Below are 13,094 nucleotides of genomic sequence, written 5' to 3' on the forward strand. Positions count from 1 at the left end.
GGTGTCTCTATACTATCCCTGAGGTTTCCACCAACTGCTACCGTGACGCATCGAAATCGAACGATAAAGACGAAGAGGCCGGACCGCAAATGACCGCACGGATTTTCAAGCCCGCCAAGAACGCGATGCAATCCGGACGCTCCAAGACCAGGGAATGGCAGCTCGACTACGAGCCGGAGCAGCCGCGTTCGGTCGAGCCCCTGATGGGCTGGACCTCGTCCGGCGACATGAAGCAGCAGATCACGCTGCGCTTTCACTCCAAGGAAGAGGCGATCGCTTATTGCGAGCGTAAGGGCATCGCCTACCAGGTGATCGAGCCGCAGGATTCGATCCGCCGGCCGGTCGCCTACGCCGATAATTTCTCATTCCGCCGCGGCGAGCCCTGGACGCATTGAGGGCGCGGGCGGCCAGGCCGCCCGTTGAGGTCATCGTGAACCGTTGTGCCCGGGATCGTCCCGGGCATACCCTTTTTCGGGGACGCGAACTCGGCCTGCATGGGTCACCCGGCGACGCAAAGCATCGTCCGGAGACGCCCGCTTTGGCCGGCTCCTCACCATGACGGTCTGCGCCCCGAAACGTGGCCTGATCCTGAGAGCCTGCCGCAGGCGGGCCCCAGGCAAACTTCCCGCCACGCTCTTGCAGCCCCGAGGAAGCCCAAGGTGGTTGGCACCCATTCCGCCCCGTGCTTCGCTGCCCCGCATGACACGACCATAACGAGGTGGGGTATGGTGGGGCGGGATCAGCTCGACGGCGTCGATCTGAAGATCTTATCCGAGCTGCAGCAGGACGGACGGGTGCGCAACAACGAGCTGGCGCTGCGCGTCGGTGTGTCCGCGCCCAACTGCCTGCGGCGCCTCAAATCGCTGTTCAGTCGCGGCGTGATCCGCGCGGTGCGCGCGGTCATCGACGAACGGCTGCTTGGCTATGAGGTGGTGTCGTTCGTCTCGATCCAACTCGGCAGCCAAGCCCAGCCGGTGCTCGAGGCGTTCGAGAACTCGATCGCTGCGATCCCGCGCATCCAGCAGTGCTGGCGGATTTCAGGCGACACCGACTATCTCCTCAAATGCGTGGCGCCGAACGTCGAGAGCATGCGCCAGCAACTGCTGCATTTCGCAGCAATGCCCGATGTGAAGAACGTTCGCAGCTTCCCGGTGTTGGGGGTCGCCAAGGATGTGCCGCTGCCGTTGCAGGAGAGTCCGCGGGGCGCTTCGGCAGGATAGGCACAACGCTGTAGACGATGGCCCGGCGCGCCGTTGCGCGCCTCACCGGTACCGGCCGCGGAATTCGCGCGGGCTTGCTCCGGTCCAGCTGCGGAAGGCGCGCGAAAAGCTCTTCTCGTTGCGAAAGCCTGCGATCTCCGCGATACGTTTGATCGGGGCGCGGCCACGCATCAGCTCCTGCTTGGCGAGCTCGAACTTTGCTTCTTCCTTGAGATCGCGCAATGAGGTTGCTTCCTCGCGCAGGCGCCGATGCATGGTGCGGGTGGAGAGCGCAAGCTCGCTCGCGACGTCCTCGGCGCCGAGGCTGCGTCCCCGCGCATTGCGGAGCACGCGGCGGACACGCTCGACCAGCAGGCGGTCGCGGCGATAGGGCAGCACGGTCAGCCTGAGCGCGCCCTTGAGCATGTTGTCGAGATCGGCTGCGCTGCGCGTGAGCGGCAGCGAGAGATAATGCTTGTCGAAGACGATGCGGGCGCGGGCGGCGTCGAAGCGGATGTTGCGGCAAAAGATGGTCGGGTAGACCGAGACATGACCGGGCTCTGGATAAGGGAATTCCGCCGCGCGGAGCGCGATCGCGGAATCCACCGCCCAACAGGAGAAGCCGAGCACGTAGCGAAGCAGGGTGACGAGGCAGAATTCGCGTAAGGCTCCGAGATCGTGCAGCTCCCGGATGGACACCACGGCAGTCTCGTCGCCAACCTCGAGATCAAGTTGCACGTCCTCGGTGAGCAGGCGGTGATGGCGGCACCAGCGCTTGAGCGCGACCTCCAGCGTCGGCGCCGTGATCGAGGCGCGGCACAGCATGCCATAGGAGCCCCAAGGCAGCCGCCGCGAGAACCAGCCGAGCGCCTCGTCATCCAGCTCGCGCATGGCATGGCCCGCCAGGGCCTCGAACTGGGCGGCGGTGACCCGCCCGTCCGGAGAATTGACAAGGTCTGGCGCTACCTGACCCCGGCTTAACGCCTCGGCCGGGTCGCGGCCGTAGCGCGCATAAGCCGCAACCACGCCGCGGACGAAGGCGGCGGGAGTCACGGCGCGGCGCGAGGTCGCGGTGGCGGCTTGAAAAGTCATCGGAACTCCTCCGGAAAATCCTCGCCAAGTTTGGCGGAAAATGCAACCTTTTCGACCGCACGAGGGCCGCGATACCGCTAGGTTCAGAGCCCAAAATACGGAGGAATCGCCTTGAACATCCCGAGCATCGACTTCGATCTTGGCGAAGACATCGGCATGCTGCGCGACACGCTTCGCGCCTTCGTGGAGGCGGAGATCACTCCGCGCGCGGCTGAGATCGAGAAGGCCAATCTGTTTCCCGCGGACCTTTGGAAGCGCTTCGGCGAGCTCGGCCTGCTTGGCATGACCGCGCCGGAGCAGTATGGCGGCTCCAGCATGGGCTATCTCGCCCATATCGTCGCCATGGAGGAGATTTCGCGCGGCTCGGCCGCGGTCGGGCTGTCCTACGGCGCGCATTCCAACCTCTGCGTCAACCAGATCCGCCGCAACGGCAACGACGCACAGCGCCAGCGCTATTTGCCGAAGCTGATCTCCGGCGAATATGTCGGCGCGCTCGCGATGTCCGAGCCGGGTGCCGGCTCCGACGTCGTCTCGATGAAGCTGCGCGCCGACAAGCGCGGCGACCGCTATGTGCTCAACGGCTCGAAGATGTGGATCACCAATGGCGGCGACGCCGACGTGCTGGTGGTCTACGCCAAGACCGATCCGGAGGCCGGCCCGCGCGGCATGACCGCGTTCCTCGTCGAGAAGGGATTTAAGGGCTTCACCCACGGCCAGCATCTCGACAAGCTCGGCATGCGCGGATCCAACACCTATCCCTTGTTCTTCGACGAGTGCGAGGTGCCGGAGGAGAACGTGATGGGCAAAGTGGGCGAGGGCGTCAAGGTGCTGATGTCCGGCCTCGACTATGAGCGCGCAGTGCTCTCGGGTGGGCCGCTTGGCATCATGGCGGCCTGCATGGACGCGGTCGTACCCTACATGCACGAGCGCAAGCAGTTCGGTCAGCCGATCGGCGACTTCCAGCTGATGCAGGGCAAGCTTGCCGACATGTATGCGACCTGGCAGGCGACGCGCGCCTATGTCTATGCGGTGGGCCGCGCTTGCGACCGTGCCGATCACGCGCGCAGCTTGCGCAAGGATGCGGCTGCTGCGATTCTCTATTCCGCGGAGAAGGCAACCTGGATGGCGGGCGAGGCGATCCAGGCGCTCGGCGGGGTTGGCTACACCAGCGAATTCCCCGTGGGGCGTCTCTGGCGTGACGCAAAACTCTACGAGATCGGTGCGGGCACCTCGGAGGTCCGCCGCATGCTGATCGGTCGCGAACTGATGGCCGAGACGGCTTAGAACCTTCACTTCATTGGAATCATCATGCCGCTCCATTCCAGCATCGATCCGTCATCATCAGACTTTGCGCGCAATTCAGAGGCTATGCGCACCCTCGTCGCGGACCTGCGCGAGAAGCTCAGTCAGGTCGCCGGCGGGGGCGGCGAGGTCTCGCGCAACCGCCACACCGCGCGCGGCAAGATGCTGGCCCGCCAGCGCGTCGATCTGCTGGTCGATCCCGGAACCTCGTTCCTGGAGCTGTCGCCGCTCGCGGCGTATGGCCTCTATGGCGGCGACGTGCATTCGGCGAGCGTCGTCACCGGCGTCGGGCGCATTGCGGGACGCGAATGCGTGATCGTCGCCAATGACGCCACCATCAAGGGCGGCACTTACTACCCGATGACCGTGAAGAAGCATCTACGGGCGCAGGACGTCGCGCGGCAGAACAATCTTCCTTGCGTCTACATGGTCGATTCCGGCGGCGCCTTCCTGCCGCTGCAGGACGAGATCTTTCCGGACGAGCGGCATTTCGGCCGCATCTTCTATAACCAGGCGCAGATGTCGTCACAGGGCATTCCGCAGATCGCGATCGTGATGGGCTCCTGCACGGCCGGCGGCGCCTATGTGCCCGCGATGTCGGACGAGAGCATCATCGTGCGCAACCAGGGCACCATCTTCCTCGGCGGCCCGCCGCTGGTGAAGGCGGCGACCGGCGAGGTGGTCAGCGCCGAGGAGCTCGGTGGCGCCGACGTGCATTCGCGGCAGTCCGGCGTGACCGACCATTACGCCCAGAACGATGCCCATGCGATCGGAATCGCGCGGCGCATCGTCGGCACGTTGAAACCGCCGGCGCGGCCGAACCTCAACATGCATCCACCGCGCGAGCCGCTGTTTGCGGCGGAGGAGATCTACGGCGTGGTGCCGGTCGACGGCAGAAAGCCGTTCGACGTGCGCGACATCATCGCGCGCGTGGTTGATGGTTCCGAATTCGACGAATTCAAGAAACTCTACGGCACGACGCTGGTGTGCGGCTTCGCCCATATCTGGGGCTATCCAGTCGGCATCATCGCCAACAACGGCATTCTCTTCAGTGAGAGTTCGCTGAAAGGTGCGCATTTCATCGAGCTGTGCTGCCAGCGCGGCATTCCCCTGGTGTTCCTGCAGAACATCACCGGCTTCATGGTCGGCAAGAAGTACGAGGCCGGCGGCATCGCGCGCGACGGCGCCAAGCTGGTGACGGCGGTCGCGACCGCCTCGGTGCCGAAATTCACCGTCGTGATCGGCGGCTCCTATGGCGCCGGCAATTACGGCATGTGCGGCCGTGCCTATTCACCGCGCTTCCTCTGGATGTGGCCGAATGCGCGCATCTCGGTGATGGGCGGCGAGCAGGCCTCGATGGTGCTGAGCCAGGTCCGGCGTGACAATATCGAGGCCAAGGGCGACAGCTGGTCGAAGGACGAGGAAGATAAATTCCGCGAGCCCATCCGCGCGCAATATGAGAGCCAGGGGCACCCATATTACGCGACCGCGCGCCTCTGGGACGACGGCGTGATCGACCCGGCCGATACGCGCCTCGTGCTCGGCCTCGGCCTCTCGGCGGCGTCGAATGCGCCGATCGAGCCGACGAAATTCGGCCTGTTCAGGATGTGATGCGATGGACCGCTCAAAGCTCTACCGGCGTTTTCGCACGCTCCTCATCGCGAACCGCGGCGAGATCGCCTGCCGCGTCATCCGCACCGCCCGCGCGATGGGCCTGCGCACGGTCGCAGTCTATTCCGAGGCCGACCGCGACGCGATGCATGTCGCGCTCGCCGACGAGGCCGTGCTGCTCGGGCCAGCGCGCGCCCGGGACAGCTATCTCAATGTCGAGCGGCTGATCGAGGCCGCGCGCAAGACCGGCGCGGAGGCCGTGCATCCGGGCTACGGCTTCCTGTCGGAAAATGCCGAGTTCGCGGGGGCTTGCTTCGATGCGGGCCTCGTCTTTGTCGGCCCGACCTCCGGGATGATGAATGCGATGGGTTCGAAGTCCGGCTCCAAGGCGCTGATGGAGAAGGCCGGCGTGCCGCTGGTGCCCGGCTATCACGGCGAGGCGCAGGACGATGCAACGCTGGCGAAGGCGGCCGAGAAGGTCGGCTTCCCGATCCTGGTGAAGGCGTCCGCGGGCGGCGGCGGCCGCGGCATGCGGATCGTGCGCTCGGCGGACGAACTCGGTCCCGCAATCGTCAGTGCCAAGCGGGAGGCAAAGGCCGCGTTCGGCGACGACCGCATGCTGATCGAGAAGTATGTCGACAATCCCCGGCATATCGAGGTGCAGGTGATCGGCGACAGCCACGGCAATCTCTTGTCCCTGTTCGAGCGCGAATGCACGTTGCAGCGGCGGCACCAGAAGGTGATCGAGGAGGCGCCGTCGCCGACGCTCAATCCTGCACAGCGCGAGACCGTCTGTGCGGCGGCGCGAAAGGCGGCGGGCGCGGTGAACTATGTCGGCGCCGGCACGATCGAGTTCGTGTCCGACGGCAAAGACGTGTTCTTCATCGAGATGAACACCCGTCTGCAGGTCGAGCATCCCGTGACCGAGCTGATATCAGGCATCGATCTGGTCGAATGGCAGTTGCGCGTCGCCTTCGGCGAGGCACTGCCGCTGAAGCAGGACGAGATCAGGCTCAACGGCCATGCCGTCGAGGCGCGCATCTACGCGGAAAACCCGACCAAGAACTTCATGCCGTCGGTCGGCCGGATTTCCACCTGGCGGCTGCCGGAGGAAACCGGGGGCCTCCGCATCGACGCCGGCTACCGCGAGGGCGACAGCGTCTCACCCTATTACGACGCCATGCTGGCAAAGATGATCGCCTGGGCGCCGACGCGGGATGTCGCGATCGAGCGGCTGAACCGCGGGCTGGAGGAGTCCGACGTCCGCGGCATCGTCACCAACATCCCGTTCCTGTCGGCGCTGATGACGCATCCGAAGGTGCGGACGAATGCGATCGACACCGGGTTCATCGAGCGCGAGCTGGCGGTGCTGACGTCCGCCTCGCCGGCGCCCGGGGAGCTCGAGCTCTGCGCCGCCGTGGCCGCCGTCGTCAACGACGAGCAGCAGGCCGCACGGGCCCAGGCGAATTCGCCCTGGCAGACGTTCGGCTGGCAGCCGGTCGGCCGGCGCCAGCGCAGCTTTGCCTTCCGCGTCGGCCACGGGCCCGAGCAGAAGATCATCCTGAACTACGGCAGCGGGCCGTCTACGCTGGTGATCGGCGAGCGCGAGCTGGCGTTTGCAATCGCGCCGAAGGACGGCGGTTTCGACCTGACGCTGGATGGCGTCAAGTCCTCCGTCGCGGCCGTGATCAACGGCCACGAGCTCTACTTGCGCACGCGCAACGGCCGCTTCGACCTGCACTGGGTCGATCCGTTCGGCGGCGAGAGCGAGGAGCAGACCGGCGAGGACAAGATCGCAGCGCCGCTGCCGGGAACGGTGGTCGCCGTATTGGCCGAGGAGGGCGCAACGCTCGAGAAGGGCGCGCCGATCCTGACGCTCGAAGTGATGAAGATGGAACAGACGCTGCGCGCGCCCTATGCCGGCGTGCTGAAATCCATCAAGTGCAAGGTCGGCGACATCGTGCAGGAGGGTGTCGAACTCGCCGTGGTCGAGCCGGCGGGAGAGTGACATGAGCGACCAGGTTCGCATCATTGAAATGGGGCCGCGTGACGGGCTTCAGAACGAGAAAACGCCCGTCAGCGTCGAGGCCCACATTGCCTTCATCGAGGCGCTGGTCGCGGCCGGCCTGAACACTGTCGAGGTCGGCGCCTTCGTCTCGCCCAAGGCGATCCCGCAAATGGCAAGCTCCGACGCCGTGCTGCGAGGCGTGAGCCACCTGTCCGGCGCCGAATTCCACGTGCTGGTGCCGAACGAGAAGGGTTATGACGCCGCGCGTGCTGCCGGCGCGCAAGTCGTCTCGGTGTTTGCCGCCGCTTCGGAGGGATTTTCGCGGGCCAACATCAACTGCACCGTCGCGGAGTCCATCGAGCGGTTCAAGCCGGTGCTCGCGCGCGCCAAGGCCGAGGGCGTCAAGGTGCGCGGCTATATTTCCTGCGTGCTGGGCTGCCCGTTCGACGGCGAGATCAAGCCGAAGGCGGTGGCCGACCTGGCGAGCACGCTGTTTGAACTGGGCTGCTACGAGATCTCGCTCGGCGACACCATCGGCGTCGGCACGCCAGCCAAGGCCAAGGAGATGCTGCGCGCGGTAGCCGCCAACGTTCCCTCAGCCAAGCTCGCGATGCATTTCCACGACACCTACGGCCAGGCGCTCGCCAACCTCTATGCGGGGATGGAGGAGGGCGTGCGCGTCGTCGACGCTGCCGCCGGCGGCCTCGGCGGCTGTCCCTATGCGCCGGGAGCAACGGGCAACGTCGCCACGGAGGATGTCGTCTACATGCTCGAAGGCATGGGCGTCAGGACGGGCATCGACATGGAGAAGCTGCTGGCGGCCACGAACGAGATGAGCGGCGTGCTGGGCAAGCCGCCGGTCAGCCGTGTGACGTCTGCGCTGAATGCGAAGAAGAAGCGGGCTGCTTCGTAGGGTCGCTAGCGCCGCCTTCAGGTGCCGTAGGGTGGGCAAAGGCGCAAAGCGCCGCGCCCACCATCTTTCCATGATCGAGACAGGTGGTGGGCGCGCTTCGCTTTGCCCACCGAGACCTGCGCTTAGGCCGCCTTCAGCCCCACATCCGGCAGGCGCGGCCGGTTCTTGAGCGCCTTGGCCATCATCGCCTCGACCTCGGCCTTCTCCTGCGGCAGCAACGCGAGGCGCGGCGGGCGGGTCAGCGCGGTGCCGCGGCCCATGATGTGCTCGCACAGCTTGATGCACTGGACGAGGTCCGGCCGCGCATCGAGATGCAACAGCGGCATGAACCATTCGTAGAGCGGCATGGCCTCGGCAAAGCGCCCGGCCCTGGCCAGACGGAACAGCGTTTCGCCCTCGCGCGGAAAAGCGTTCGACATGCCCGAGACCCAGCCCACGGCCCCCATCGCGACGCTCTCGACGATGACGTCGTCGAGCCCCGCGAACAGCACGAAGCGGTCGCCGACCATGTTGCGGGTGTCGATGAAACGGCGGGTATCGCCGGAGGAATCCTTGAAGCAGACGACGGTGTCGACGTCGGCGAGCGAGACCAGGATGTCCGGGGTGACATCGTTCTTGTAGATGGGCGGATTGTTGTAGAGCATCACCGGCAGGTCTGTTGCGCTGGCGACGGCACGGAAATGCGCAGCGGTCTCGTGCGGCTTCGACGAATAGACCAAAGCCGGCATCACCATCACGCCGTCAATGCCGACACGCGCGGCTTCCTTGGCCGTCTCGACCGCAAAGGCCGTGGTGAATTCGGCGATGCCGCACAGCACGGGCACGCGGCCCGCTGCGACCGACTTCGCGGTCTCCATGATCGCGATCTTCTCCTTGCGCTCCAGCGAGGTGTTCTCGCCGACCGAGCCGCAGACGATCAGGCCGGAGACGCCGTCGCGGATCAACCCGTCCATCACCTTGGCGGTTGCGTCGATATTGAGGGACAGGTCGTCGTTGAACTGGGTGGTGACAGCCGGGAAGACGCCTTCCCAGGAAATGCGTGGGCTCATTGTTTGCTCCGATTGGAATTGTGCCGGCGGATCGTTCAATCCGCCGGCATTGGACGTGAGGGGATGGATGGAATCAGAGCGTCGCGCCGACCTTGCGCAGCTCGGCGAGGACGGGGGCCTTGGGCAGCCAGATCTTGTCGAACTCGGCAATGACGGCCTCGGTATCCTTGGCGTCGACCTGGCGGATCGGGATCGGCGCCTTCTTGAAGTTCTCGATCAGTGCCGGCTCGTTGCCGGCAAGCTCGTCGATCTGCGCGTCCAGTGTCGACTTCACCAGCTTGGTGATCAGCTCGCGGTCGGCGGGCGGCAGCGACTGCCAGACCCGGCCCGATACGACGGCTGCCATCGGCATGAAGACGGCGTTCATCTGCAGGATCACCTTCGACACCTTGTCGAAGCGCTGGTTCCAGGAAAATTCGAGATCGGCCTCGAGGCCATCGACCTGGCCGTTGGCCATCGCGTCGAACACCTGCGGCGTCGGGATCGGGGTGGGCGCTGCGCCCAGCGAGGAATAGAAATCGCGATAGACCGGCGTCGGGTTGATCCGGAGCTTCATGCCCTTGATGTCGGCCAGCGTATTCAGATCCTTTGAGGAGAACACCGCGCGCATGCCTGTGATACCCCAGCCGAGCCCGATCGTGCCGGTCTCCTGCGGCAGTACTTCGAACAGCTTCACCGCCGCCGGATGCCGCACGAACTTCGCCACGGACGGCGTCGAGCGGACAATGTAGGGCGCGTTGATCGCGGCGATATGCGGCACGCGCGAGCCGAGCTCGGCGGCCTGGATGAAACCCATGTCGAGCGCGCCCGACTGCAATTGCTGCATCATCGCGGTTTCGTTGCCGAGCTGGCCGGAGTGAAACACGGTTAATGTCAGGCGGCCATTGGAGGCCGCCTTGAGATCGTCGCCGAATTTGAGCGCGGCCTTGTTCCAGGAATGACCGTTCGGCGTGATCAGGCCGAGGCGGAATTCCTTGGCCTGGGCGAGCGCCAGCGACGGCGCGAACACCGATGCGGCGGCACTGGCGGCGAGAAAGCGGCGGCGTGAGAGCGGCATGGTCGGGCTTCCTTCTAGATGGGTCTATTTGACGAGGATCAGAGAGAGCGACGGATAGAGTGAGAGCAGCACGAGGAGGACGCAGGAGATGACGAAGAACGGCAGCGTCACCATGAACATCTTGCCGGGCTTGGCGCCGGTGACGGCGGCCGCGACGAAGAAGCAGAGCCCGACCGGCGGCGACAGCAGACCGAGCACCAGATTGATCACCACCACCACGCCGAAATGCCTGGGATCGATGTGATAGACCTCAGTCGCGACCGGCAGCAGGATCGGCACGGTCATGATCAGGCCGGGAATGCCGTCGATCACGGTGCCGATGACCAGCAGGATCACGTTGCAGATCAGCATGAAGCTGACCGGATCCTTGGCGACCGTCTGGATCCAGGCGGCGGTCTCCTGCGGCACCTTGCCGAAGATCAGGACCCAGGAGAACACCGCCGCGGCCGCCACCAGAAACAGCACGATCGCCGAATAGATGGCGCTGCGCAGCATCATCTGCGGCAACTGGGAGAACTCGAATTCCCTGGTCCAGAACTTTCCGACCAGCGCGGCGGCGACGGCGCCGACGGCCGCGGATTCGGTCGCATTGGCGAGACCGCCGAGAATGGTGCCGACGATGACGATCGGGATCAGCAGCGTCGGTGACGTCCGCAGGATCGTCATGACGCGCTGGCGCGGCGTCTGATAGTCCGCGCGGGGATAGTTGTAGACGTAGCCCATCAGCGCGATGACGAGGCAGAACATCACGGTGAGGATGATGCCGGGCACGATGCCGGCGATCAGCATGTCGCTGACCGAGACCTGCGCCAGCACGCTGTAGACCACAAACATCACCGAAGGCGGGATGATCGGGCCGAGCATGCCGCCATAGGCGGTCAGCCCGGCTGCGAAAGTCTTGTCATAACCCTTCTTCTCCATCTCCGGCACCATGATCTGGGCCATGATCGCGACCTGCGCGGTTGCTGATCCCAGAATCGAGGAGATGAACATGTTGGCGAGGATATTGACGTAGGCGAGCCCGCCCTTGAGCGAGCCGACGAAGGCCATCGCCATGTCGACGATACGGCGCGTGATGCCGCCGCCGTTCATGATCTCGCCGATCAGGATGAAGAGCGGGATGGCGATCAGGCCGTAGCTGTCGACGCCGCCGAACAGCTGGAGCGGATAGGACTGGAACAGCACCGGGTTGCCGGAAGCCGCGATATAGACGAGGCCGGCGAGGCACAGGCAAAGCCCGATCGGCACGCCGACCAGCATGAATGCCATGAAGGCCGCGGACGTGACCATCAGTTGACCCCGTCCAGCTCGGAGAGCTGAAAGCCCGTCAGTGGCGTGCGCGGGACCAGCCCGAGATCTTCCAGGAGATTGGCGAGACCGTGAATGGTCATCGACACCGCGAAGATCGGCAGCGTCAGATAGAGCACCCAGGTCGGCCAGTTCAGCGTCTGAGTGCGTTCGGTGTAGAGAAAATTGAAGGTTTCGGCCGCGAGCCTGCGTCCGTCGAAGCCGGCGCGGGCCAGTCCGATCGGGTCCATCCACAGCACGCAGGTGACGATCAACGCGACGCCGAACACGACGACGAGGCCGGTCGAGATCACCTTGGCGAACTTCTGGCGCTGCGGCGAAAGACGCTCCGTCAGCATGGTCACTGCGAAATCGAGCCGCAGGCGCGTCATCGCGGACGCCCCGATGAAGGTCAACCAGACCACGCAATAGACTGCGGATTCGTCGATCCAATAAATCGGGAAACGCGAGTAGCGGGTGACGACGTTCACCAGGATCAGGCCGGTGAGCAGATACATCAGGCCTATCAGCGCCACGCGCTCGACGGCGAGCAGGGCGCTCGAGATCCGGACGATCGTACGTCGGACGCTAAGCGCGCGCGTGGCCGGCATCGTCTGCTCGATCATGAAAGGCCCCAACCCACGAAAGATTTGTCGTGCGATTGCCAAATGTATAATTTATACATTTTGGGAGTCAAACGGAGATTACGATCAATTCGGCGGCAGCGCGCGCTTTTGCTGGGCACCTCGTTTCTGGCGCCCGGCTTTTGCGGAGCATCTCGACATGCAAGACAGGGACCGCGTCGGCCGAACGAGTCGGGAAGGACAACAGAAGGTCAGATGAAGCAGCCTCTAAAGCATCGCACGCTGTCGGCCGCGATTGTCGATCAGCTTCGCCAGGCGATCCTCGACGGTACCTATCCGGCCGGATCGCAACTGCGCCAGGATGCGCTTGGTGAGGCCTACGGCGTCAGCCGGATTCCCGTTCGCGAAGCGCTGTTTCAGCTCGAGGCCGAAGGCCTGGTGCGCATCGTTCCGCAGAAGGGCGCCATCGTCTCGGAGCTGTCGCTGGACGAAATCAACGATGTCTTCGACCTGCGCCGTATTCTGGAGCCGCGATTGCTGGCGCAGTCGGCGCCGCGGTTCACGACAGCGGATTTCGAAGGGCTCGACGACATTCACAAGAGCTTCGAGAAGGCGATCAAGGCGCGCAATGTCAGTGAATGGGGGCAGCTCAACGCCGACTTTCACATGGCGCTCTACGTGCACGCCCCGCAGCCGCGCACCCGCGCAATCGTGCTGTCGCTGCTCCAGACCAGCGACCGCTACACGCGTCTGCAGCTCTCCAACACCAAAGCGATGGGGACAGCGGAAAAGGAGCACGCCCATCTGATCGCGCTCTGCCGCGCACAGAAGGTGGAGGAGGCTTCCCGCTTCCTGGAGCGGCACATCGAGGCGGTGCGCAAGGATCTGTTGCAGGTGGTGGCGAACGCGCCGACATCGCGGCGGAAGAACGCGCCATAATCACCGCACTCTCAGGTTGGGCAAAGCGGAGCGCGCCCACCACCTTTCGCTGA

Annotated in this window: 12 protein-coding genes; 7 read left to right on the plus strand and 5 right to left on the minus strand. The window is 64.9% G+C overall.

Features of this window, described 5'->3' with window-relative positions:
- The first annotated feature begins 89 nt into the window (after positions 1-89).
- Entirely contained in the window at positions 90-395 is a 306-nt protein-coding gene (locus RX330_RS19615; protein ID WP_212085072.1) for an ETC complex I subunit, read from the plus strand.
- A gap of 330 nt (positions 396-725) precedes the next feature.
- Positions 726-1,220 carry an Lrp/AsnC family transcriptional regulator gene (locus tag RX330_RS19620; protein ID WP_317239471.1) on the plus strand — a complete coding sequence of 165 codons (495 nt, stop codon included), beginning with the start codon at positions 726-728 and terminating at the stop codon, positions 1,218-1,220.
- A 42-nt stretch (positions 1,221-1,262) separates the two neighbouring features.
- Here RX330_RS19620 and RX330_RS19625 read toward each other — a convergent pair whose 3' ends face one another.
- Positions 1,263-2,291 (minus strand): AraC family transcriptional regulator, encoded by a 1,029-nt coding sequence (locus tag RX330_RS19625; protein WP_317239472.1) that lies wholly within the window; start codon positions 2,289-2,291, stop codon positions 1,263-1,265.
- A 111-nt stretch (positions 2,292-2,402) separates the two neighbouring features.
- Here RX330_RS19625 and RX330_RS19630 point away from each other — a divergent pair, with 111 nt between their 5' ends.
- Genes RX330_RS19630 through RX330_RS19645 form a run of 4 tightly spaced genes read left to right on the plus strand, consistent with a single transcriptional unit; the run spans position 2,403 to position 8,125 of the window.
- Positions 2,403-3,575, plus strand: coding sequence for an isovaleryl-CoA dehydrogenase (locus RX330_RS19630; protein WP_375847778.1), 1,173 nt, complete (start codon positions 2,403-2,405; stop codon positions 3,573-3,575).
- A gap of 24 nt (positions 3,576-3,599) precedes the next feature.
- Positions 3,600-5,204, plus strand: a complete 1,605-nt coding sequence (locus RX330_RS19635) for a carboxyl transferase domain-containing protein (protein WP_317239473.1) — start codon at positions 3,600-3,602, stop codon at positions 5,202-5,204.
- Between the two features lie 4 nt (positions 5,205-5,208).
- Complete coding sequence (locus tag RX330_RS19640; RefSeq protein ID WP_317239474.1) at positions 5,209-7,212, plus strand: acetyl/propionyl/methylcrotonyl-CoA carboxylase subunit alpha; 2,004 nt, start codon at positions 5,209-5,211, stop codon at positions 7,210-7,212.
- Between the two features lies 1 nt (position 7,213).
- The gene (locus RX330_RS19645; RefSeq protein WP_317239475.1) at positions 7,214-8,125 is read left to right on the plus strand and encodes a hydroxymethylglutaryl-CoA lyase; all 912 of its coding nucleotides are present in this window, start codon (positions 7,214-7,216) and stop codon (positions 8,123-8,125) included.
- 122 nt (positions 8,126-8,247) lie between these two features.
- On the opposite strand, the gene RX330_RS19650 is transcribed toward RX330_RS19645, so the two are convergent.
- The 4 genes from RX330_RS19650 to RX330_RS19665 form a co-directional block, all read right to left on the minus strand.
- Complete coding sequence (locus tag RX330_RS19650; protein WP_317239476.1) at positions 8,248-9,174, minus strand: dihydrodipicolinate synthase family protein; 927 nt, start codon at positions 9,172-9,174, stop codon at positions 8,248-8,250.
- A gap of 73 nt (positions 9,175-9,247) precedes the next feature.
- Positions 9,248-10,231, minus strand: a complete 984-nt coding sequence (locus RX330_RS19655; protein ID WP_212085089.1) for a TRAP transporter substrate-binding protein — start codon at positions 10,229-10,231, stop codon at positions 9,248-9,250.
- 24 nt (positions 10,232-10,255) lie between these two features.
- Positions 10,256-11,521, minus strand: coding sequence for a TRAP transporter large permease (locus RX330_RS19660; RefSeq protein ID WP_317239477.1), 1,266 nt, complete (start codon positions 11,519-11,521; stop codon positions 10,256-10,258).
- On the minus strand, positions 11,521-12,129 hold the full coding sequence (locus tag RX330_RS19665) for a TRAP transporter small permease (RefSeq protein WP_317243935.1): 609 nt from the start codon (positions 12,127-12,129) through the stop codon (positions 11,521-11,523). Before RX330_RS19665 ends, RX330_RS19660 begins: the two co-directional genes overlap by 1 nt.
- Positions 12,130-12,357: 228 nt before the next feature.
- Here RX330_RS19665 and RX330_RS19670 point away from each other — a divergent pair, with 228 nt between their 5' ends.
- A complete protein-coding gene (locus RX330_RS19670) occupies positions 12,358-13,041 on the plus strand; it encodes a GntR family transcriptional regulator (RefSeq protein WP_317239478.1) in 684 nt (227 codons plus the stop codon).
- Positions 13,042-13,094: the final 53 nt, after the last annotated feature.

The organism is Bradyrhizobium sp. NDS-1 (genome assembly GCF_032918005.1).
GTDB lineage: Bacteria > Pseudomonadota > Alphaproteobacteria > Rhizobiales > Xanthobacteraceae > Bradyrhizobium > Bradyrhizobium tunisiense.